The sequence below is a fragment of the Undibacterium sp. GrIS 1.8 genome, assembly GCF_040544445.1.
GTDB lineage: Bacteria > Pseudomonadota > Gammaproteobacteria > Burkholderiales > Burkholderiaceae_D > Undibacterium.
This window is the reverse complement of sequence record NZ_JBEONQ010000009.1, coordinates 108,325-127,961: the sequence shown is the minus strand read 5'-3', so window position 1 is coordinate 127,961 and position 19,637 is coordinate 108,325. Positions and strand designations below refer to the sequence as shown.

The 19,637-nt window shown below is 47.6% G+C and carries 18 protein-coding genes; 8 read left to right on the top strand and 10 right to left on the bottom strand.

What is annotated here, in order from left to right:
* The first annotated feature begins 342 nt into the window (after positions 1-342).
* The 4 genes from AAKU64_RS06410 (at position 343) to AAKU64_RS06395 (ending at position 5,375) form a co-directional block, all read left to right on the top strand.
* Positions 343-1,917 (top strand): FAD-binding domain-containing protein, encoded by a 1,575-nt coding sequence (locus tag AAKU64_RS06410; RefSeq protein ID WP_354361877.1) that lies wholly within the window; start codon positions 343-345, stop codon positions 1,915-1,917.
* Positions 1,918-2,268: 351 nt separating this feature from the next.
* Positions 2,269-2,418: a DUF2256 domain-containing protein gene (locus AAKU64_RS06405; protein ID WP_322121327.1), complete on the top strand. Its 150-nt coding sequence runs from the start codon at positions 2,269-2,271 to the stop codon at positions 2,416-2,418.
* Positions 2,415-3,812, top strand: coding sequence for a DASH family cryptochrome (locus tag AAKU64_RS06400; protein WP_354361876.1), 1,398 nt, complete (start codon positions 2,415-2,417; stop codon positions 3,810-3,812). The genes AAKU64_RS06405 and AAKU64_RS06400 overlap by 4 nt, the downstream gene beginning before the upstream one ends.
* Positions 3,813-3,821: 9 nt before the next feature.
* Positions 3,822-5,375 carry a cryptochrome/photolyase family protein gene (locus AAKU64_RS06395; protein ID WP_354361875.1) on the top strand — a complete coding sequence of 518 codons (1,554 nt, stop codon included), beginning with the start codon at positions 3,822-3,824 and terminating at the stop codon, positions 5,373-5,375.
* Positions 5,376-5,481: 106 nt separating this feature from the next.
* Here AAKU64_RS06395 and AAKU64_RS06390 read toward each other — a convergent pair whose 3' ends face one another.
* Positions 5,482-6,276: an EAL domain-containing protein gene (locus tag AAKU64_RS06390; protein WP_354361874.1), complete on the bottom strand. Its 795-nt coding sequence runs from the start codon at positions 6,274-6,276 to the stop codon at positions 5,482-5,484.
* Between the two features lie 450 nt (positions 6,277-6,726).
* On the opposite strand from AAKU64_RS06390, the gene AAKU64_RS06385 reads away from it, so the two are divergent.
* From AAKU64_RS06385 to AAKU64_RS06375, 3 genes are all read left to right on the top strand, one after another.
* Complete coding sequence (locus AAKU64_RS06385; RefSeq protein ID WP_354328791.1) at positions 6,727-7,245, top strand: hypothetical protein; 519 nt, start codon at positions 6,727-6,729, stop codon at positions 7,243-7,245.
* 16 nt (positions 7,246-7,261) lie between these two features.
* Complete coding sequence (locus AAKU64_RS06380) at positions 7,262-7,777, top strand: GNAT family N-acetyltransferase (RefSeq protein ID WP_354361873.1); 516 nt, start codon at positions 7,262-7,264, stop codon at positions 7,775-7,777.
* A 205-nt stretch (positions 7,778-7,982) separates the two neighbouring features.
* On the top strand, positions 7,983-8,558 hold the full coding sequence (locus tag AAKU64_RS06375) for a CcdC protein domain-containing protein (RefSeq protein ID WP_354361872.1): 576 nt from the start codon (positions 7,983-7,985) through the stop codon (positions 8,556-8,558).
* A gap of 16 nt (positions 8,559-8,574) precedes the next feature.
* On the opposite strand, the gene AAKU64_RS06370 is transcribed toward AAKU64_RS06375, so the two are convergent.
* Positions 8,575-9,087, bottom strand: a complete 513-nt coding sequence (locus tag AAKU64_RS06370) for a TlpA family protein disulfide reductase (RefSeq protein ID WP_354361871.1) — start codon at positions 9,085-9,087, stop codon at positions 8,575-8,577.
* A gap of 314 nt (positions 9,088-9,401) precedes the next feature.
* Between AAKU64_RS06370 and AAKU64_RS06365 the strand changes: the two genes are divergently transcribed.
* Entirely contained in the window at positions 9,402-9,971 is a 570-nt protein-coding gene (locus AAKU64_RS06365; RefSeq protein ID WP_354361870.1) for a DNA-3-methyladenine glycosylase I, read from the top strand.
* 142 nt (positions 9,972-10,113) lie between these two features.
* Here AAKU64_RS06365 and AAKU64_RS06360 read toward each other — a convergent pair whose 3' ends face one another.
* The 8 genes from AAKU64_RS06360 to AAKU64_RS06325 form a co-directional block, all read right to left on the bottom strand.
* Positions 10,114-10,989 carry a proteasome-type protease gene (locus tag AAKU64_RS06360; protein ID WP_354361869.1) on the bottom strand — a complete coding sequence of 292 codons (876 nt, stop codon included), beginning with the start codon at positions 10,987-10,989 and terminating at the stop codon, positions 10,114-10,116.
* A gap of 188 nt (positions 10,990-11,177) precedes the next feature.
* The gene (locus AAKU64_RS06355; protein ID WP_354361868.1) at positions 11,178-12,017 is read right to left on the bottom strand and encodes a transglutaminase family protein; all 840 of its coding nucleotides are present in this window, start codon (positions 12,015-12,017) and stop codon (positions 11,178-11,180) included.
* A gap of 117 nt (positions 12,018-12,134) precedes the next feature.
* Positions 12,135-13,085, bottom strand: coding sequence for an alpha-E domain-containing protein (locus tag AAKU64_RS06350; protein ID WP_354361867.1), 951 nt, complete (start codon positions 13,083-13,085; stop codon positions 12,135-12,137).
* Between the two features lie 80 nt (positions 13,086-13,165).
* Positions 13,166-14,623, bottom strand: a complete 1,458-nt coding sequence (locus tag AAKU64_RS06345) for a circularly permuted type 2 ATP-grasp protein (RefSeq protein WP_354361866.1) — start codon at positions 14,621-14,623, stop codon at positions 13,166-13,168.
* 125 nt (positions 14,624-14,748) lie between these two features.
* The gene (locus AAKU64_RS06340; protein ID WP_354361865.1) at positions 14,749-16,803 is read right to left on the bottom strand and encodes a sodium:solute symporter family protein; all 2,055 of its coding nucleotides are present in this window, start codon (positions 16,801-16,803) and stop codon (positions 14,749-14,751) included.
* A complete protein-coding gene (locus tag AAKU64_RS06335; protein ID WP_354328781.1) occupies positions 16,803-17,129 on the bottom strand; it encodes a DUF4212 domain-containing protein in 327 nt (108 codons plus the stop codon). Before AAKU64_RS06335 ends, AAKU64_RS06340 begins: the two co-directional genes overlap by 1 nt.
* Positions 17,130-17,214: 85 nt before the next feature.
* Positions 17,215-18,867 (bottom strand): sensor histidine kinase, encoded by a 1,653-nt coding sequence (locus AAKU64_RS06330; protein WP_503012693.1) that lies wholly within the window; start codon positions 18,865-18,867, stop codon positions 17,215-17,217.
* Positions 18,864-19,586, bottom strand: coding sequence for a response regulator (locus AAKU64_RS06325; RefSeq protein ID WP_354328780.1), 723 nt, complete (start codon positions 19,584-19,586; stop codon positions 18,864-18,866). Before AAKU64_RS06325 ends, AAKU64_RS06330 begins: the two co-directional genes overlap by 4 nt.
* Between the last annotated feature and the right edge of the window lie 51 nt (positions 19,587-19,637).

The window sequence follows — 19,637 nt, the reverse complement described above, 5'->3', positions numbered from 1 at the left end:
ACTTTCATCTTGCCAGAAATGGCCGCTCCTTTCTCATCTATTTTGCGCTTCTCGCAATAAAATTACTCTCCGGTGTTTCGTTTTGCAAGAACCTCATTAGTTAATTCATTGAAATGACATCTTGAAAAGTATTTAAGCAATTATCTTAAATACCGATGGCAATTCATTGCAATTCATAATTTACTCATTCTATAGCATAGGCAATAAGCAGCGACAATCAAGGCAAATTACTCCATCAACTTAAAGTCGTGTCCCGTAATTGACTCACTCTTCACGGGTTTTGTACCTCGATTTAGCCTCTATCCAAGCCTGTATTTCTCAGTGCATTCGTATAATGATGCTATGACTTATAACATCGTTTGGTTTAAACGTGATTTGCGTTTGCATGATCACATCGCCTTGCTCACCGCAGCAAGCCAAGGGTCTGTGCTGTGTCTGTACGTGGTCGAACCCTCTATTTGGGCGCAGCCTGATGCGGCAAATCAGCACTACCAATTTTTGTTAGAAAGCCTGCGCGATTTATATGTCGCACTGCGCCAACGTGGCGGACAGCTGCATATTTTAACGGGCGAAGTTACCAGCGTATTCGATCAGCTTTTTGCCAGCGCGCCTTTTTCCGCTATTTGTTCGCATGAAGAAACCGGTAACGATGCCACCTACCAGCGCGACAAAGCCGTTGGCCGCTGGTGTCGTGCCCATCAAATTGCCTGGCATGAGTTTGCTCAGTTTGGTGTAGTGCGTCGCCTACAAGATCGTGATGGTTGGCAGCGACAATGGAACGCGCACAACGACCTGCCTTGTGTGCCCGTGCCCGAGTTGACTGCGGCGAGTTTTGCGCCGCTGCCGCCATTATTGGCGATGCCGCAATTGCCTGCTTCGCCACAAGAGTTGGGCTTGGACGCCTACGATCCGCCACAACGGCAACGCGGTGGCCGGCAGTCTGGTTTGAGCGTACTAGATAGTTTTTTGACCGACCGCAGCAACCAATATCGTGGCGGAATTTCTTCCCCTTTATCTGCGCCGACCGCCTGTTCTCGTTTGTCACCGTATCTGGCGTTTGGTTGTGTCAGCTTGCGAGAAATCGTGCATGCTACTCGACGGCAAGTCGCTTCGTTGTCGCCGTCGTCACCATTATCGCCCGGTACCAGCCGCCAAAAACAAGGTTTGAATGCTTTTGTCAGTCGCTTATATTGGCATTGTCATTTCATCCAAAAACTAGAGAGCGAGCCGCAACTGGAGTACCGCAATCTGCATCGGGGATATGACGGTTTGCGTGAGCATGACTGGAATCAGGTGCATTTCGAGGCGCTGATCTCGGCGCGCACTGGCTGGCCTCTAGTCGATGCTTGCGTGACCATGTTGCATCAGACTGGCTGGCTTAATTTCAGAATGCGGGCCATGCTGGTTTCGGTCGCCGCTTATCCGCTGTGGCTGGACTGGCGGCCAGTAGGACATTGGCTAGCGCGGCAGTTTTTGGATTACGAACCGGGCATCCACTGGAGCCAGATGCAAATGCAGTCTGGTACTACCGGTATCAATGTGCCGCGTATTTACAATCCGATTAAGCAAGCCAGCGACCATGATCCGCATGGGCGCTTTGTACGTCGCTGGCTACCTGCAATGCGGCGCGTACCCGACTCATGGTTGTTTGAACCTTGGCGTATGCCGCCCGATGTGCAGGCGGCTTGCGGCGTACAGGTGGGTGTTGATATCGCCATGCCTGTGGTCGATATTGATCTCGCAACCCGCGAAGCCAAAGCACGTCTGTTTGCCTTACGCGCCCAGCCCGGTGTGAAATCAGCCAAGGCAGCGATTGTAGAAAAACATGGTTCACGCAAAAAAGATACCGGCAGAACGCGACGCAAATCAGCCGCCAATGCGGCGCAGCAGAATAGCCAGTTAGATTTAGGATTTTGAAGCAGGAAGACAATTGCAGAATTGCAGTGCTTACTCCAGACGAAATTGATCTTGTTAAAGCGGATGGCGGCACATATCGGGTCAGGATTTTAACTCCCTCTCCCGCAAGCGGAAGAGGGGAATAAAGTCTAAAAAAAACGTAAAAAAAATTTAGGATAATTTATATACTGATGGTAAGTATATTTTAAGTGTCCATATAGTAATTGGACAGTCTGGCATATTTAGTAAAAATAATGGGGAGTATATTAATTCCTCCTGCAATCAGTGAAGCAAAGCACCTGCAGAAAGTCACCCTGGCAAGTGAACTTAGTAAGACCGTATTTCATCATCCGCTCAACAAGGAAAGATCACATGCGCATGCGCAAAAAATCGGATTTGCCGACCAAACTCTGCCCGCAATGCAATCGCCCGTTCGCCTGGCGAAAAAAATGGGAAAAGGTATGGGATGAGGTGAAATATTGTTCCGAACGCTGCCGCCGTGATAGCAAGGCTAGCGTATGACCTCTACATCATTCATCCCGACTGCCGTACCAAAAGCCGCGCCAGAGACGACCGTGATTTACTGGTTTCGTAATGATCTGCGTCTGGACGATAATCCCGCGTTGACGCAAGCCTGTCAGCATGCGAGTAACTTAGTCCTCGTGTACTGCCACGATCCCGTCATGGAGAAAATGACACGCTGGAATGTGCCGCGCACCAGCCAGCACCGCCAGTATTTTTTAGCATCAGCCTTAGCTGATTTAAATGCGCAACTCAGTTTGCAAGATAGTCAATTATTAGAGATTAAGGCCAGCGCCGCAGAACGCCTGCCCGCATTCGCACGTGATATCGGTGCCACCACAATTTATTGCGAAGAGATCGCCGCGCCGGAAGAGCAAGAGGAGCTTGCCGCTTTGCGCGCAGCCGGTTTGACAGTGCATACGATCTGGCAATCCAGCCTGCTTGACCCAGCCGATTTACCGTTTGCGGTTGATGCTTTGCCTGACGTTTTTACCAGCTTTCGTACCTTGGTCGAGCGGCATGAGGTGCAGCCACCATTGCCGTTGCCAAGACCGGAGAAGATTCCGGCCTTGCCACCGACTTTCGCTGCCGTGCGTGAACAATGGAATAAGGCCGATCTGTTGATATCGCCGATGCTTACGAGGCACACAGAGTCCGCACTTCAAGCTGAACTTCAAACTCAATTTTACGCAGACAGTCGCTCATCTTTTCCGTATTTTTTACCAGCATTTGCTGGTGGCGTAACTACGGCCTCTGCACATTTGCAGCAGTATTTTGAGCGTAAGCTGGCGCACACTTATAAGCTGACACGCAATGGTTTAACGGGAGCAGATTATTCCACTAAATTTTCTCCCTGGCTGGCGTCTGGCGCAATGTCGGCGCGCAGTGCTTACGTGGCGTTGAAAGAATTCGAAGCAACTCACGGCGCCAACGACAGCACATATTGGATTTGGTTTGAGTTGTTGTGGCGTGACTATTTCCGGTTATTGCATCTTAAATATGGTCGCCAACTTTACCTCGCAAAAGGTCTGACCAGCTTGCCGCCGCCAACGCACAGTGCACGCAGATTTGATGCCTGGTGCCAGGCCAGAACCGGAGAACCACTGGTTGATGCTGGCATGGCAGAACTAGCCGCTACCGGTTATTTATCTAATCGCTTGCGCCAGATTGTTGCCAGTTATCTGATCCACGATCTGGGCTGCGACTGGCGCGCTGGTGCTGCCTGGTTTGAGGCGCAATTGATTGATTACGATGTCTATAGCAATCAGGGCAACTGGTTGTATATCTCTGGACGAGGTACCGATCCCCGTAACGGACGACGATTTAATATTCAGAAACAAGTTCATGATCATGATAGGGACGGTATTTATCAACGACTCTGGAACGCACTATAAAGAATGACGATGACCACAACGCAAATGACATCCCAAACCACACTCAGATTAATACTCGGAGACCAGCTTAACCTGCAACATCGCTGGTTTAAGGAGGTTGACGATGCCACCGTCTATGTCTTGATGGAGGTGCGGCAAGAGACCGATTACGTGCTACATCATGCACAAAAAATTCTGGCCATTTTTGCCGGGATGCGCGATCTGGCGCGGCAGTTGCGCGATGCAGGTCATAGGGTGCATTACCTCGCCATTGATGATGCGCACAATCTGCAATCCATTCCAGCCAATATTGATGCGTTGATCGCGCACTATCAAGCCAAGGCATTCGGATATCAGGCTCCGGACGAATGGCGTCTGGATCAGCAGCTGTACCAGCATGGCCGTCGCTCGCATGTTCCGTGGATGATGGTCGATAGCGAGCATTTTTATACCACCCGCCATCAAGCTGCAGACATTTTTATGGGACGCAAGCAATGGTTGATGGAGTTCTTCTACCGCCAGATGCGGGTACAGAATCAGGTATTGATGGAAGATGCCAAGAAGCCAGTCGGCGGTCAATGGAACTATGATCACGACAATCGCAAACCTTGGCGCGGTACACCTGCAGAGCCGCAAGATGCGCGCACCTTGCATGATCATTCTGCCTTATGGAAAACCATTGTCGATGCTGGCGTAAAAAGCTTTGGTAATCCCAAAGCCGATCAATTGACATGGGCGCTGAACCGCGATGAAGCCCTACAACAACTGGACGCATTTATCAAGAATGCGCTGCCGCAGTTTGGGGATTTTCAAGATGCGATGAGCGTCAAAGCCTGGCGCTTATTTCACTCATTGTTGTCGTTTGCCTTAAATGTAAAAATGCTCAACCCGCGTGAAGTCGTTGCCAAAGCCGAGGCCGCCTATCACGCAGGCCATGCACCGTTGGCTGCTGTAGAAGGTTTTATCCGGCAAATATTGGGCTGGCGAGAATATGTGCGCGGAGTCTATTGGACGAATATGCCGGAATACGCCGAGAAGAATTTTTTTGCTCACACTCGTAAGCTTCCTAGCTGGTTTTGGGATGGCAAAACCAAGATGAATTGCCTCTCGCATGCGATCACACAATCGTTAGAGCAAGCGCATGCACATCACATCCAGCGCCTGATGGTGATCGGCAATTTCGCCCTGCTGGCAGGCTTAGATCCGGCCGAGGTACATCGCTGGTATTTGGGTATCTACATCGACGCATTTGAGTGGGTAGAACTTCCCAATACCATCGGCATGAGCCAGTTCGCTGATGGCGGATTACTCGCCACCAAGCCTTACGTCTCCAGCGCGGCCTACATCGATCGTATGAGCGATTACTGCAAAGGCTGTCACTACGATAAAAAAGTACGGATTGGTGAAAACGCCTGTCCCTACAATGCGCTGTATTGGGATTTTTTCCATCGGAATGAGAAGACGCTGGCGAAGAATCCACGTATCGGCATGGCTTACCGGCAGTTAGAGAAAATGGACGAGGGAGCGATTGTAGATTTTCAGACGCAGGCTGCGGGTATGTTGGAGAATTTAGATTCGCTTTAATGTTCTGAGATAAAACCCACTTCAAAGCTGAGCAACTTCCGGATGTAGGCTACCTCTCTTAAGCTTGTGATAATCATTGCCTTACCCAACCTGGAGGATGAATCTGTTATTCCCATGCTGATGGATCAATGTTGGCGAGTCCCTTAAACACGGGTTTGGAAAACCAATACCCCTGCATCAATTCAATACCGGATGCGAATAAAAAATCACGTTCCGCGCGGGTTTCTATGCCTTCTGCGAGAACTTTAATATTCAGTTTTTTGCAGATAGAAGTAATCCCTTCAACAATCGCCTGACGCGGCAGATGATGGTCTACCCCACGCACTAAATCCATATCGATTTTGACAAAATCCGGTTGATATTCCGATAGCAAATTGAGGCCTGCGTAACCGGCGCCAAAGTCGTCAATCGCCGTTTGAAAACCAAAGTTTCTATACTCACGGATGATGTGTACCAGATGTGGCCGGTCTTGTACCCGCTCGCCCTCGGTAACCTCAAATATAATTTTCTCCACCGGAAAATTATATTTCCGTGCAGCCTCAAGCGTGGTGCGGATGCAGACTTCAGGACGATACACCGCATTCGGTAAAAAATTGATGGATAAGAATTCCGTCATGCCCAGTTTGGCTGCGCCCTCGACTGCTTTCATACGACATAGCTGATCAAAGCGATAGCGATTGTGATCATTGATTTGCGCCAGAATGCTGGCGGCGGATTCACCGTTTGGGCCGCGCACTAATGCCTCATAGGCGACGATGGAGCGGGTAGAAAAATTGACTATCGGTTGATAGGCATATTCAAATTCGATTTCAAAAGGCTCATTACTTTGACAACCAACACAAGCTCCGCTGACATCTACATTGTTATCGCTGCTTGACTTGTTGGGTAAGATTGAAATCATCGTGTACTCTTTTCTTTAACATCATCAGTATTAGAGCCTTGGCATGGCTAGCCATGTCGAAAGTCTGTAAGGCATAATTATTTTATCGCATTACTATTCAATTTATTTGGGCCTTGCATTACTTGCTAAAGAAAAGTGTTAGCAAATATATGCAGTGCCTATAATTGATAGGAATTATGGGATTAAAGCTAGATTAAGATTGCTGATAATTCCTTAAAATGTCGTGGTGACTAGAACATTCCTCCCTGTGGTGTTTTGTGTCTGGTGTTCGCAATTAATTCGTAGTGATAAGCATACTCCCCTATTTATTTTGTAGATATTCCGTATTGTCCAATGATTATATGGACGATTAAAATATACTAATTGGGAGTATATAATTCGTGTGCCAAAAGTAATGAAGATCCGATTCAATCAATTTGATTCAACGAAGGTTTAACTGGAGTTCTCGTTATGAAACGTCGTGCAACGCTTGCCTTATTGTTTTGTTTGTTTTCTGCTCCCGCTTTTGCTTTGTATGATCCTAAGCCGGATGCTGCTTTGTCGGCGGTACAGGGTGAGTGGAAAGGTGCTCTGACTTATCGCGATTACAGCAAGCCGGATCGCTTGGTGACGTTGCCGACGCGTTTGTTTATTGCCTTGGGCGCGCCGAATGAGCTGGTGCTGCATTATGTGTTTGATGATGGTCCGTCCAAGACGGTATTCTCTTATGAGCGAATGAATTTTGATTTTCTTAAAAACGAAATTGCCTGGGCTTCCGGATCTTCTGAAAAATCTGTATCGGTCGGACGCATCACCTCCAACATTGTGGATGGATCTGGCCGGAAAATTTTATTTGAACGTAAGGATGGCGATAAGCTGGACCGCTATACCCTTGAACTTTCTGCTGGCGTTTTTAAGTTGTCTAAAGATGAGGTGAGCGCAGACGGTACGAGTACTTTCCGCAATAAGTTTGAGTTTGTTCGTCCTTGAGTTGAGTGCGCGATCTGTGCAAACGATTCAAACCGCCGCTCTTGTCTTAGAACCTCAGGTAGTCGCGCATGCAGAGGAGATGTGGATTGTCCTCAGTGATCCTGCAATATATGAATTTGAGAATGGGCCGCCGGCATCACTGGATTGGTTGCGGGCTCGATATGCCAGGCTGGAGGCAAGACATTCACCAGATGGGCAGCAGCAATGGCTAAACTGGGTGATTCGCTTACCGACTTCTGAATTGATAGGATATGTGCAAGCTACCATCTACCCGGATCGACGAGTCTTTGTGGCGTATGAATTATCCAGTGCTTATTGGGGGCGCGGTCTTGCGACTCAGTCGGTTACTGCGATGATGGCGCATCTGACTGAGTATGATCAAATAAACGATTATTTTGCAATACTCAAACGAGATAATATGCGGTCGTATCGATTACTGGAACGTTTAGGATTTGTACTTGCCAGCGTAGATCAGCGTAGTGAATATGGTCTGGAGTCTGATGAATTACTGATGTGTTGTATAAAAAAATAGCCTGGCTGTAGTAAATATGTCTTTGTTTTACATGCGTAATCTGACGACGTTTTTCTAGTGCCGGACACATTTCGATACAAGCGCATGTGACGACGGATCAATGTATTGCAGGATAATAGTTTGTACTTTATTTGTCATTATTTGCCATTGGCATATTTTGATATCAACCCCCGACACTCAAACGAGATTCGAAACGAGATTCCTGATGCCAGCTCCTCATCCATCTACGATTACCCTGGTTATTTTAATGCCCTTGATTGCCTGGCGCATGTACGCACGGGTTCGTAAATTAGTGGGTCGCCAGCGCTTATCTAAAATACGTCCATGGATTACTTTAGCGATTTTTCCATTGATATTAGTTGCGTTGGGCTTTCTCTCGCGTGAGCATATTGACCGTCTGTCGTATTTGCTTGGTGGTCTTGTAATCGGCGCAGGGCTGGCTGTTTACGGTTTGAAAAAAACTCTGTTCGAACCTACGCCGCAAGGCTTGTTTTATACGCCCAATGCGCATCTTGGTATTGCCTTATCGCTGCTGTTTTTTTGCCGGATTGTATATCGTATGCTGGAGGTCTATGTGCTCAATCCGGTAGAAACACACGACCCCCTGAGTTTTGCTGCCAGCCCGCTCACGCTAATAGTATTTGGGGTGCTGGCAAGTTACTACATCGGATATGCGATTGGCTTATTGCGCTGGCGCTTTGCGGTACTGCGTGCGAAAGCAGAACGCGAAGCCTTAGCAGTTGACACATCTGCCGATACAGCGCCGACCCTGCAAGCATAAATATACTGCGCATCTCTTAGCTCAACGATAGCCAGAGATTGTCCCAGTCGTCGGGCTGAAACGTACCCTCTCGTTTAAAAATAAACTGGTTTTGCGCATTCAGAACAAAGTGGGTGGGTTGTTTGACGATAGTGCCAAAATTGTCCTTATGACCGGGCGCATTGCGCCAAACCGTGGGGAAGCGTTGTTCTTTTGGGATAGCGAGCGATACCAGTTGATTGTAAGTCTCAAAGTCCCCCTTATCCTGATCAATATTGACACCGAGCAGAACAAATTTTCGGCGGGCATTGCCTACATAAAATTCACGCATCAGCTTGAGATCCCGGGTGCATAGGTTACAACCACTGGTAAAAAAGCTGACTAATACCGTTTGTCCCATAAGATCGCTCAGCTTAAACGCTTTGCCATTGACATCGGTCCCCTGCATCGTAAAGGTCGGTGGTTCTTTTTTGTCTTGTGCAAACAATGCAGAACTGCTCAAGGCGATACTGCCCATTGCGGCTGTTTGCATAAATTTTCGTCTGTTCATTTTTCACCTTGTCGGTCAATTCTTGCAGTAGGTATGAGATAAGGAATTTCTAAAAATCCTTAATTGGTACTGGTAAAGATTTAATGCTTATAACAATGCGTAGTAAGGCCTGATCGTAATGCACTTGAGTACGGAGTTTGGAGATTCGCTTTAGATAGATTCATCATTTAATCGGTTCACGATCTCGTAGAGACATCATTTTTTATGTCCTCGTTATTTCTGAGTCGTATCCGTTTCTAAAACCTTACAATTATTTTATCTGTCGTCTTAGCATAGTGCAGAATAGAGCTTCTTAAAACGCTTAACTCAATACAATGCCCACTCAATCTGCCATTCCACAACGCTGCTCCTGGGCTAATCCAGCCAATCCTCTTTATCTGGCGTACCACGATCAGGAGTGGGGCGTGCCTTGTCATGATGAGCGGCGTTTGTTTGAAATGCTGAATCTGGAGGGGGCGCAGGCGGGTTTGAGTTGGGAAACGATCCTCAACAAGCGTGAGAATTATCGCCTTGCATTTGATGATTGGGATGCAAAAAAAATCGCTGTATATGATGCGAATAAAGTAGCGAGTTTGCTGGCAAATGCGGGGATAGTACGTAATCGCCTGAAGGTGGCTGCGGCGATTACCAATGCTAATACCTATTTGCGTTTATGTGACGAGCTTGGTAGCTTGGATGTGTATTTGTGGGCGCATGTGAATGGCAAGCCGATTCACAATAGCGGTGAGCGTATTATTAAAACCGAATTGTCTGACCGGATCTCAAAAGATTTGATTAAACGTGGGTTTAAATTTGTTGGCTCGACGATTATTTATGCCTACATGCAGGCCATTGGAATGGTGCAAGATCATGCCGCCGATTGCGATTGGCGCATAAAACAATAGACTAATAAGTCGATAAAAAGGCCAGCTTTTGCTGGCCGTTTTGTTAGGCTATCTGTTAGTTGATCTGTTGATCGCTGTTTTGGTCGATCTATTGATCGTAAGTTGCGCTTTGGTGCAACTTAAGCTTGTATCAATACGTAGCTCAATGCTGTGTTTGGTTAAACTCTTGCGCCAGCGATTGTAAAGGTGCGACATCCAAAACAACGGGAGCAATCGTTGGCGGCAGGGCAATACGTACTGGTTTGCTATTCATATTGGTAGAGGACAGCACGTTCATGGTGGCGTCCGGTGCTGCGTCCCAGATCGGATCGTCGATGCCTTCAAATACGTGTTTGAGTTGCTCGCCCCAAGTACTGCGTATCATCTGGAAGTATTGATTTTTCTCATCAATCGTGACGAAGCGGGTGACGGCCAGACGATCGGTTTCGTACACCAGCATATCTAATGGCAAGCCGACGGATACATTGGAACGCAGGGTAGAATCCATCGAGATCAGCGCACATTTTGCGGCTTCGTCCAGCGGCGTCAATGGATTGACTACCCGATCAATAATCGGTTTACCGTACTTGGCTTCACCGATCTGGAAGTAAGTATTTTCATTATGCGATTCAATGAAATTACCGGCAGAATAAATCTGAAATAAGCGGCAACGTTCGCCTTTGATTTGTCCACCAAAGATCAGGCTGACATTAAAATCGATACCAAATTCCGACAGGGATTGTGCGTCGCGTTTATGTACTGTGCGCACCGCTTCGCCGACGATACGGGCAGCTTCGTACATGTTGGGCGCATTCCAGATCGTGCTGCCATCAACACACACGTGTTCTGCGACTAATTGGCGTATCGATTGGGAAATAGAGAGATTGCCTGCGGTCATCAAGACCATCATGCGGTCGCCCGGATTTTCAAATACGCTCATTTTACGGAACGTACCAACTTGATCCACACCCGCATTAGTACGAGAGTCAGAGAGAAAAACTAGCCCAGCATCCAGGCGCATGCCAACACAATATGTCATTGTTACAAGTCAATAAACTAAAGCCATATTTTACCTTAAGGCAAAATGGTTTAGCTGATTTAGGGCTCTTAAGTGCCTGTGGAATGTCGCTTGATTGTCAGATAGTGTGTAATCCGTTTGTGAATTGCCAACGGTTTCTTAGAACTTACACAAAACTACCTCGACGGTAGAAGTGCTATCACTGGTACTTATTGTTGAACTGGCATGACTTGTACATTGACGTCCAACATTTCTTCTCCACCCCCGCGTCGCACGCCACGGATAGGCGCAGCAGAATCATAATCGCGTCCGACTGCCAGGCGGCAATAAGCATCGGTCATCAAACGTGCATGCGTGACATCAATACTGACCCAACCCGAGAAATCACTGTCTTCCACCCATACATCCACCCAGGCATGACTTTCTGCATGGCTGCTGGTGCCGGGATCAATATAACCAGAAACATAGCGCGCCGGAATACTGTGAGCATGGCAGCAGGCTAAAAACAGATGTGCATGATCCTGACAAACGCCGCGACCTAAGCTGAGCGCATCGTCTGCGCTGGTCGTCACTAGCGTTGCACCGCTTTGATACTCAATTGCACCAAAAATAAGCTCTGCTAGTTTTAGTGCCTCCGGGGTTTGAGTTTTCCCGTGCGTGTTGAATGTTTTTCCTGCTAAATTCCCCGCAAAACTAGTGGCGGCGAAATCCATAATTTGTGGCGTCGGCTCAGTCAAGCGGGTAGCAACAGAAAAAATCAGCGGCGACAAGGTTTCGATTGCATTCAAACGACCTTGGTATGGGTAGATTGTTTCGACCAAACCTTGTGCGACGATGGACAAAGCATCATACTGACCAGTGATGGTCAGCATATGCGACAGGTTGCCATACGCATCGGTGTAGGCGTGACGCTGGCCCGAAGTAGTGATTTGCCAGGACAAGGCGTGTTGTTGTAACTCCTCCCTTGGTGTCAGACGAAGTTGCTGTATGGTGTAAGCCAAAAGCGCGGTGTAGCGGTAGATGGTCTCGTGTCTGATGGAGAGTTTCATACGAATTAATATACTCCCATTTATTTTCTAGATAATCGGCTGATTGTCCAAATATTCTCTGGACGATCTAAAATTACTACCATGGAGTATATTTTTTGATTCTTTATCGTTGGTAGATTACGCGGCAAGTGGCACCAGGAAGTTACGGCTGACACGATTGCCCAGTTCAAAAATCCTTTGCAAAAATTCTGTCAGTGTTTCATGCAATCCAGCTTCCAGAATATCTTCAATGCAGGCAAATTGCAGTTCTGCATGTAGCTTACCCGCAAAGCGTTCGGTATCGGATGACACATCATTGCTGACTTGCTTTAGGTTTTGTACCACCTCGTCCATGCAGGCCAATAAAGAACGTGGCATGTCTCCACGCAAAATCAGCAGCTCTGCCACGCGCTCTGGCGTGATAACGTCGCGATATACCTTACGATAAATTTCAAAACCGGAGACTGAGCGCAATAAGGCTGCCCAATAATAGAAATCTCTTTGAGTGGCTTTTTCACTGATGCCTGCTTCTTTGGCGCCATGGAACTTCACATCTAAGATGCGCGACGTGTTATCGGCACGTTCTAAAAAAGTACCCAGACGGATGAAGTGGATTGCTTCATCTTTCAGCATCGTACCCAGCGTTACACCACGGGACAAGTGCGAACGGTATTTGACCCATTCAAAAAACTGGCTAGGGTCGTTTTCCAGCACGCCGCTGTTCAAGTGTTGCTGCATATCCAGCCAGGTTGCGTTTTGGGTCTCCCATACCTCGGTGGTCAGCGTGCCACGAACGGCGCGGGCGTTTTCGCGCGCTTCGGTCAGACAGGCTGCGATGGACGATGGATTGTCCGGGTCGCGCACCATAAAATCGAGGACGTCTTTCGCATTGAGTACACCGTATTTTTTATCAAATGCGGACTGCAATTCCGAAATGCCCAGCATCGCACGCCAGCCTTGCTCTGCACTCTCAATTGATTGCGGGAGCATCGATGTTTGAATATTCACATCCAGCATACGGGCAGTATTTTCGGCGCGTTCTGTATAGCGTGCCATCCAGAATAAGTGATCAGCGGTGCGGCTCAGCATAAATTTTCTCCAGCGCGGCAAGTTATTTGGGCATTCGATCGGACTTGATCCGGTCTGATATCAGCAAACGGATGAGGAAACTATTTTTCTAGTATCCAGGTATCTTTTGTCCCGCCACCCTGCGATGAGTTAACCACCAGCGAACCTTCTTGTAAGGCCACACGGGTCAAACCGCCAGGCACCATTGAGATGGTTTTTCCGGACAACACAAAAGGACGTAAATCAATATGGCGCGGCGCGATGCCACTCTCAACATAAGTCGGACAAGCTGATAATGCCAGCGTCGGTTGTGCGATATAGCCGTCAGGTTTGGCGAGCAGACGCTGGCGGAAATCTTCAATTTGCGCTTTGGTCGATGCAGGTCCTACCAGCATACCGTAGCCACCTGCGCCATGTACTTCTTTAACAACCAACTCAGGTAAATGCGCTAAGGTATAGGCTAAATCTTCGGGTTTGCGACATTGGTAAGTCGGGACATTATTCAGGATCGGTTGCTCAGCCAGATAGAACTTAATCATGTCCGGTACAAAAGGATAAATCGATTTATCATCTGCCACACCGGTGCCGATTGCGTTTGCTAGGGTCACGCGACCAGCGCGATACACCGACAACAAACCAGGCACACCAAGCGACGAATCCGGACGGAAGGCCAGCGGATCGAGGAAGTCATCATCCACCCGGCGATAAATCACATCGACGCGTTTAGGTCCGCGTGTGGTGCGCATAAATACTGCGTTATCGTTGACGAATAAATCTTTACCTTCTACCAGTTCCACGCCCATCTGCTGCGCTAAAAATGCATGTTCAAAATAGGCGGAGTTATACATCCCTGGTGTCATCACGACGATCGTCGGGTCATTCACGCCGACCGGTGCAACCGAACGTAAATTATCCAGCAACATATCAGGGTAATGATCTACCGGCGCAATTTTGTTACGGGCAAATAATTCCGGGAAAAGTCGCATCATCATCTTGCGATCTTCCAGCATGTAGGACACGCCAGACGGTACCCGCAGATTATCTTCCAGCACATAAAACTCACCGGCACCGGCGCGTACAATATCGACACCTGCGATATGGGCATAGATATCCGAGGCAACCGAAATACCTTGCATCTCTGGCCGATATTGCGCATTTTTATAAATTTGTTCAGCGGGAATAATGCCCGCCTTGATGATGTTTTGATCGTGATAAATATCATGAATAAACATATTCAAGGCTTTGACGCGCTGTACTAGACCAGTCTGTAAATGTGACCATTCGCTAGCAGGAATAATGCGGGGAATAATGTCAAAGGGGATCAGGCGTTCGGTGCCGGCATCGTCGCCATACACTGCAAAGGTAATGCCGACGCGACGGAATGTCAGATCAGCTTCTGCACGCTTACGTTGTATAGTCTCTGGAGATTGCTGCTTTAACCAGGTATTAAATTCGCGGTAGTGATCACGGATGTGATTTTCTATATTTGCTGCCGAGCCAGCTGCTGAGCTTGCTGACTCTACGCCATCAGCAGCCATTTCATTAAAAAATTTTGCCATGATGTGGTTTCGCTGTTATTTGAGTTTTACTATAGTTTTAGTTTCTACTATCAAGAACTATGCCAGTGTATTTTTGGCATTGCAAAACATACTTCAGGTTACGTCGTCTTTGGATCAAACCTAGATCAAACATCAGGGGCACGAATATAATCAATCAAGTCCACAGTGCGAGGATCTGGTGCAGGTGTCATTAGGCTGATCAGTACCATGCTGATGATTCCTGCCGGCACACCAAATACCCCGGCCGAAATCGGAGCGATATGCCACCATTGATTTAATACACTACCACCGAATAGTGGATGTGTGTTGAGCATGTAATAAACACACACAATAAAACCGACGCTGATACCTACAATGGCACCTTGTTGGTTCGCACGTTTCCAAAAGATGCCCAATACCAGTGCAGGAAACAGGGTAGATGCTGCCAGTGAAAATGCCGCACCGACTAACGATAAAATATCTGCAGGCTTAAGTGATGCCACATAAGCAGCGACTAGCGCCACCACCAATAATAGTAGTTTAGAAATAGTCACCCGCTTTTGCGTCGACGCATTGGGGTCAACAATTTTGTAATAAATATCGTGCGACAGCGAATTAGAAATTGTCAGCAGCAAACCGTCCGCAGTCGATAAAGCGGCTGCCAGACCACCTGCGGCAACCAGGCCGGAAATGACATAAGGCAAACCTGCAATCTCAGGTGTCGCGAGCACGACGATGTCACCATCAATCGCAATCTCTGCAAGCTGGACAATGCCATCGTGGTTGATATCAGTAATATTCACCAGCGGATTAAGTTTGTCGATGCTGGCCCAATAGGTGACCCATGATGGCAATTTAGAAAATTCGGTACCGACCAGTGAGGTATAAATATCGTACTTCACTAAAATCGCTAGAGCAGGGATCGTGATGTACAACAGCATGATAAAAAATAGTGACCAGAAGACCGACTCACGGCTCTCCCGCACTGACGGCGTCGTGTAGTAACGGATTAGCACATGGGGCAAAGCCGCAGTACCCATCATCAGGCAAAATACCAAGGCCAAAAAATTATTACGCTTGATGTCAGATTCGTTTTTGTCTTTTGCGGCATACGGCATGTAAGTAGTGACGCTGGGTTCTGCGCGTGCCAGATTGTTATTCTTGGCATCAGTCCATCGCAGCTGCGCCTCTTGCGGTGTTTTAGGATAATTGCTTAATACCCGCGCTGCTGCTTTGATTTCGATCAGTGAGGCATTGCCAGATTTAAGCTCATCTAGCTGGTGTTGTAATTCCAACCGTCCCTCTTCCCATGACGCAGGCAGATGCTGGATTTTTTGCTGGAACACCTCAGCACGTTGTTTAAAAATAGCCCGGACTTCTTGTTCTTTGGGATCACTAGCAAACAGCTTTTCTTTAACGCTTAATTGCGACAGTTTGGAACCGTAGGCAATTTGCGGGATCGGCATCTGGGTCTGTGTTTGAGCATGCTTTGCTGATAACCATGTGACCGGAATCATGTACGCAATAATGATGATGATGTATTGCGCAACCTGGGTCCATGTCACTGCCCGCATACCACCCAAAAAAGAGCAGACCAGAATACTTGCCAGACCTAAAAAAATGCCTATAGAAAAATCCACACCGGTAAAGCGCGAGGTGATTAAACCAACACCATAAATCTGGGCGACGACGTAGGTGAATGAAATAAAGATCGTCGCAATTACGGCTAGGACGCGCACGATATTGCTACCATTCGCGCCGGCATAACGGGTGCCTAAAAAATCCGCAATACTGTACTGCCCAAATTTGCGTATATAAGGTGCGATTAACAACGCAACCAAACAAAAACCACCGGTCCAGCCAATGATGTAGGCAAGACCATCAAAGCCCTGTAAATACAAGCCACCCGCAAGACTTAAAAAACTAGCTGCCGACATCCAGTCTGCCGCCGTTGCCATGCCATTAAAAACAGCCGGTACACGCCGGCCAGCGACATAGTATTCAGAAATATCCGAGGTGCGGCTCATGACGCCAATACCAGCGTAAATCACGATGGTAGAGAACATGAACAGATAACCTATCCAGGCACGGGGTACGCCTTCTTTTTCCAGTACCGCAAGGCTGATCAAAAATATGATGAACAGCAGCGTGTACCAGGCGTAATAGCGTGTTAGTCGCTTAGAAAATCCAGCCTGTGCCATTAGTGGCTGTCCTTTATTTGAGATAAATCAGGATTTTTTGCTGAAATTTCGGAGTGGTAAGCGTCTTCAACTTTACGCATCCACAGTGAGAAAACAGCCAGTAAAGCGACATAAAATAAAGTTAAGCCTTGCGCTGCCATATAAAAAGAAAATGGCCATCCAAAAAAAGTGTAGGCAGATAATTCTCTGGCAAAAAAGAGAATGCCAAAAGTCAAAAAAAACCAGCTCATCAACAAAAATGCAGTCAGGTATCTGGTACGCCTCCAGTGAGTAGCCGCAGTAGTTTTTGATTTGTTCAGCGGACTGATACTTTTATCAGTTTCCATTTCAAGGCTTTCAGGTCTTGGAGTCTAAATATTATTTGCGGATTATTTCTAAAATTTAGCTAGTATTAAGATATTTGGTATTAAGCTAGCTAATATCTCCAAGCAAACTGGCATGTGGATTCATCTGAAATGACACCCGGAATATGCAGCCTGGATAATGCGGATTTTGATTGCGTGGATTCGCCATAATGTCGATAGGCGCATTATGTTGCTGAGCAATTTCGCGTACGATAGAAAGCCCTAATCCACTGCCTTGTACATTGTTATCCAGAATACGATAGAAGCGTTCAAACACATGCTCATGTTCTGATACCGGAATCCCAGGCCCATTGTCTTCTACTTCCAATATCGCCAGCGCCTGCTCTTCACTCACCCGGATTCTGACGGTGACGCTTAAACCTTTTGGTGTATAGCGAATCGCGTTATCAATCAGATTGCTTAATAACTCGCGCAGCATCAGCGGACTGCCAAATATAAAAACAGGAAAATCTGGTTGCTCTAATCCCAGATCAACTTCATAAGAGAACGAGGTCTGTATCCAGTCATGTACGGTGCTGCGTACCAGCTCACAGAGCTCAATCGACTCTAAGGGTTTGGTGGCTGGCGTTTGATTTTCTGCCCTTGCTAAAGTCAGCAGTTGATTGATCAGGCGGGTAGCCGCCTCCGAACTTTTAGCTAGCTGCAAAAGTGAGCGATGGATTTCTGTCTGATCGGTCTGGCGCAAGGCTAATTCAGATTGCATGCGCATACCCGCCAGCGGAGTTTTCATCTGATGTGCTGCATCAGCGATAAAGCGTTTTTGGATGACGATAGTTTGTGCTAAACGTTCTAACATCTCATTGAGTGAGCGCACTAGAGGCGTGATTTCTTCCGGTACGTGGCGTGAGTCTATCGGGCTAAGATCGTCGGGCCGCCTGGCGCGTATTCTATGTTGTAATTCGGCTAGCGGCGATAGTCCGCGACTCAAAGCAAACCAGACTAAGGCAAGTGCTATCGGCAAAATAATAAATTGCGGCAGGATCACGCCTTTGATAATTTCATTTGCAAGTACGGCGCGTTTTTCTAAGGTCTCCGCAACTTGCACTAAGACTAGTTGGGATTCTTGTACTTGGCTTGAAGGTAGTGCTGCTTGCCCAGATTTATCTCCCGAATGATCTACTGAATTTCCAGTTAGTTTCGCGGCTACTTTCGCACTGATTTCTTTGTTAACTTTGTTCAGATTGATGTAGCTATATGCGACCCGAATATCGATGCCGTGTAAGTACTCATTTCTGATTTGTACGGTGCCCGGGGTAGGGCGGTCGTCTTCGGCTGGCACGGGCAAATCTTTATCGCCATCGATCAGATCGCCTTTGCTATTTTTGATCTGGAAATAAATACTATCCAAATCATCTGCCCGCAAAATGTCGCGGGCAGGGTTAGATAATTGCGTGACGACTTTGCCATCGACTTCTTTGACTTGCTGTGACAGCACCAGCACATTGTCTTCCAGCGCCCGGTCAAACGGTTGATTAGCAATCGATTTGGCGACCAGATACGTGATGGCGATGCTCATAGGCCAGAGCAATAACAGCGGTGCCAGCATCCAATCGAGAATTTCGCCAAATAGCGAGCGCTGGATTTTTTCTGGTGGTTGGCTGTGACTATTGGTATCGGCGTTTTTGCTGCCATGCTCACGAGCAATATGCTCCGGCGCTTGCGATGTCATCGCTACTTTTGCGCCGTCGTCATCCATCATGCTTGATCGTTAGTTGGTGTGGTGGTGGCAGTGGGGTTCGTCGAGGCAGCGACAAAAAACTTCTCCAGACAATATCCCAAGCCGCGTACTGTGGCGATGCGCACACCATCGATTTCAATTTTTTTTCTTAAGCGGTGGACGTAAACTTCAATCGCGTTATTACTGACTTCTTCGCCCCACTCGCACAGGTGATCTACCAACTGTTCTTTAGAGACTAATCTGCCTGTTCTTTGCAATAAGACTTCTAACAAACCCAGCTCCCGTGCAGACAAATCCAGCATTTGCTCATGGATGTAGGCAATTCTACCGACCTGGTCATAAGTCAACGGTCCGTGTTTGATCACGGTAGGGCCGCCACCGGCGCCGCGTCTGGTTAATGCTCTTACTCGGGCTTCCAGTTCTGATAAGGCAAAGGGCTTTGCCATGTAATCATCTGCACCCAGATCCAAGCCTTTGACGCGTTGTTCAATGGAGTCCGCGGCCGTTAAGATTAGCACCGGCAAATGGGAATTACGCGCACGCAAACGTCGCAATACTTCTAGCCCGCTGAGTCGTGGCAGACCTAAATCCAGTATCAGCAAATCAAAATCTTGGGTCGTTAAAGCCGTATCCGCTTCTTCGCCATTGGCGACACAATCGGTGGCATAGCCAGACTGCCTGAGCGAACGAGTCAGTCCGTCGGCAAGTACGCTGTCATCTTCGGCGAGCAATATGCGCATGGGGTATTTTCTTATAGTGTTTGTCTCTCAGCTTAGTTTATTGCGTTTAGC

Coding starts and splice junctions, on each gene's coding strand:
- AAKU64_RS06410 (WP_354361877.1), top strand. CDS start 343: ATGACTTATAACATCGTTTGGTTTAAACGTGATTTGCGTTTGCATGAT.
- AAKU64_RS06405 (WP_322121327.1), top strand. CDS start 2,269: ATGCGCATGCGCAAAAAATCGGATTTGCCGACCAAACTCTGCCCGCAA.
- AAKU64_RS06400 (WP_354361876.1), top strand. CDS start 2,415: ATGACCTCTACATCATTCATCCCGACTGCCGTACCAAAAGCCGCGCCA.
- AAKU64_RS06395 (WP_354361875.1), top strand. CDS start 3,822: ATGACCACAACGCAAATGACATCCCAAACCACACTCAGATTAATACTC.
- AAKU64_RS06390 (WP_354361874.1), bottom strand. CDS start 6,276: ATGATTTCAATCTTACCCAACAAGTCAAGCAGCGATAACAATGTAGAT.
- AAKU64_RS06385 (WP_354328791.1), top strand. CDS start 6,727: ATGAAACGTCGTGCAACGCTTGCCTTATTGTTTTGTTTGTTTTCTGCT.
- AAKU64_RS06375 (WP_354361872.1), top strand. CDS start 7,983: ATGCCAGCTCCTCATCCATCTACGATTACCCTGGTTATTTTAATGCCC.
- AAKU64_RS06370 (WP_354361871.1), bottom strand. CDS start 9,087: ATGAACAGACGAAAATTTATGCAAACAGCCGCAATGGGCAGTATCGCC.
- AAKU64_RS06365 (WP_354361870.1), top strand. CDS start 9,402: ATGCCCACTCAATCTGCCATTCCACAACGCTGCTCCTGGGCTAATCCA.
- AAKU64_RS06360 (WP_354361869.1), bottom strand. CDS start 10,989: ATGACATATTGTGTTGGCATGCGCCTGGATGCTGGGCTAGTTTTTCTC.
- AAKU64_RS06355 (WP_354361868.1), bottom strand. CDS start 12,017: ATGAAACTCTCCATCAGACACGAGACCATCTACCGCTACACCGCGCTT.
- AAKU64_RS06350 (WP_354361867.1), bottom strand. CDS start 13,085: ATGCTGAGCCGCACCGCTGATCACTTATTCTGGATGGCACGCTATACA.
- AAKU64_RS06345 (WP_354361866.1), bottom strand. CDS start 14,623: ATGGCAAAATTTTTTAATGAAATGGCTGCTGATGGCGTAGAGTCAGCA.
- AAKU64_RS06340 (WP_354361865.1), bottom strand. CDS start 16,803: ATGGCACAGGCTGGATTTTCTAAGCGACTAACACGCTATTACGCCTGG.
- AAKU64_RS06335 (WP_354328781.1), bottom strand. CDS start 17,129: ATGGAAACTGATAAAAGTATCAGTCCGCTGAACAAATCAAAAACTACT.
- AAKU64_RS06330 (WP_503012693.1), bottom strand. CDS start 18,867: ATGATGGATGACGACGGCGCAAAAGTAGCGATGACATCGCAAGCGCCG.
- AAKU64_RS06325 (WP_354328780.1), bottom strand. CDS start 19,586: ATGCGCATATTGCTCGCCGAAGATGACAGCGTACTTGCCGACGGACTG.